At 70.0% G+C, this 2,055-nt stretch carries 3 protein-coding genes; 2 read left to right on the top strand and 1 reads right to left on the bottom strand.

The features are described from left to right. Together AC5JJ2_RS18035 and AC5JJ2_RS18030 are read left to right on the top strand one after the other, a co-directional pair. On the top strand, positions 1-176 hold a 176-nt coding region (locus tag AC5JJ2_RS18035; RefSeq protein ID WP_495859414.1), incomplete at its 5' end, for a DUF6166 domain-containing protein. A 196-nt stretch (positions 177-372) separates the two neighbouring features. Beyond that, positions 373-1,527 (top strand): PDDEXK nuclease domain-containing protein, encoded by a 1,155-nt coding sequence (locus tag AC5JJ2_RS18030; protein WP_495859413.1) that lies wholly within the window; start codon positions 373-375, stop codon positions 1,525-1,527. Positions 1,528-1,683: 156 nt separating this feature from the next. Here the strand turns inward: AC5JJ2_RS18030 and AC5JJ2_RS18025 are convergent, their stop codons facing one another. Then, a complete protein-coding gene (locus tag AC5JJ2_RS18025; protein WP_495859412.1) occupies positions 1,684-1,884 on the bottom strand; it encodes a hypothetical protein in 201 nt (66 codons plus the stop codon). Positions 1,885-2,055: the final 171 nt, after the last annotated feature.

Genomic DNA, 2,055 nt, shown 5'->3' with positions numbered 1-2,055 from the left:
CTCAGCTCGCGCTCGCCCTCGCGGCGGACGTGCTGGGCGACGACGAGGCCGCCCTCGGCGTCTACCAGCGGCTCAAGTTCCGCGTCGTCGGCCGGCTCCCGGCGGACGGCTGGACGCTCACGGAGGCCGAGCTGACCGACGTCCTCCGCTCCCTCGCCCGGCCCGACGGCGAGTGACGGCGATACACAACACCACGGAAGGTTCTCGCCGTGACGACCCGCTCGTCACCGGCACCACGACCGCGAGAGGTTAGCCCTGCACCACCGCCCTCTCGCCCACGACCCGACCGTTCGCCACGCTCGCACCGAAACCCGCCTTGCCCGTCCGGCCCCTCCGCAGGTACGCTCTCGGCCGGAGGGAACGGTTGGACCGATGGCGAAGCGAAAACAACAGAAACCGAATCAACTCGTGCCGACCGGCGGGGGCGACTACGACGGCCTCCTCTCCGGGCTGTCGGCGCTGCTCGACCAGTCCCGGCGGTCCGTCGCCCGCGCGGTGAACGCGGTGCTGACGGCGACGTATTGGGAGGTCGGCCGCCGGGTGGTCGAGTTCGAGCAAGGTGGCGAGGTCCGGGCGGGCTACGGCGAGGAACTGCTCAAGCGGCTCGGAGCGGACCTGTCCAAGAAGCACGGGCGGGGGTTCGGCTGGCGGAACCTGTTCTCGATGCGGGCCTTCTACCTGGGTTGGGAGATCGGGCCGGCGGCCGGCACGTTCCAGTTCCGGGTCAGATCACCCGAGGCCGAGAAATTGCAGACGGTGTCTGCAATTTCCCCCGCCCCGCTCGCCCCCGACGCCTTCCCGCTCCCGTGGTCGCACTACGTCCGCCTGATGACGGTGCCGGACCCCGCGGCCCGCCGGTTCTACGAGGACGAGGCGATCAAGGGCGGGTGGTCGGTCCGCCAGCTCGACCGGCAGATCGGCACGCAGTTCTACGAGCGGCTCCGCGGGGCGAAGCAGAAGGACGCGCTGCTCGCCAAGGCCGGCACCCCGACGCCGGCCGACCTGGTGACGGCGGACGAGCTGGTCCGCGACCCCTACGTCCTGGAGTTCCTGAACCTGACGAGCGAGTACGGCGAGGGCGAGCTGGAGGAGGCCATCGTCCGGCACCTCGAAGCGTTCCTCCTCGAACTCGGCCGCGGGTTCACCTTCGTCTCCCGGCAGCAGAAGGTCCGGATCGACGCGCAGTGGTACAAGATCGACCTGCTCCTGTTCCACCGCCGGCTCCGGTGCCTGGTGGTCATCGACCTCAAGATCGGCCCGTTCTCGCACGCCGACGCCGGCCAGATGAACCTCTACCTGAACTACGCGAAGGAACACCTCACCGAGCCGGGCGAGAACCCGCCGGTCGGCCTTATACTGTGCAGTGAGAAGAGCGACACGGTGGTGCGGTACGCGATGGGCGGGATCAACGCCCGGGTGTTCGCGTCCAAGTACCTGACCGACCTGCCCGCCGAGGACGAGCTGCGGGCCGAGGTCGAGCGGACGAAGCGGGCGCTCGCGGCCCGTCCGCCAGGAACCCCCGACTAACACCGCTGTATCTCCCTGGAGCAGTATTCTTGCCTATCCCAAGGGCGGGAGAGTCTTACGCCAGCCGTCGCCCCTCGCGTGCGGACGCGGCGTGGCGTTCCTCATCGGAGGCGTCGCTCGCGGAATAGTCCCACAGGCCGTGGGACGATTTGCCCGTCAGTGGACTCGGGAGCGACAGAGGTCGGTGGGCATGATGCGGCCGACTTCCCTGGCCGAGCGGTCGAGCAGCCGGAGCGCCTCCCGCCGGTGTCCCCAGCGGAGGAGCGCCCGCACCCGGCGGGCGTCCGAGTCGCCGAGCACGGCCCAGAACCCGACGCTGCCGGCGTGGGTTACGCCGAAGCGGCGCACGAACGACAAGGTGTCGTCGCGCTCCGGGTGGAAGGCGGCGAGACCCTGCTTCGATGCGACTCCGACGTAGGCTTTCGGCATCCCCCACGAGTAGCACGGCCCGCCCCCCGGACTCAACCGCCGAACACCTGGCAGAGCACCTGCCGCTGCTGGTGCGGGAACAGGTGCCGGTAGCGGCGG

This window comes from Limnoglobus sp. (genome assembly GCF_059499385.1).
Note: the sequence above shows the minus strand (reverse complement) of the source record. Positions and strands in the feature narration are given on the sequence as shown.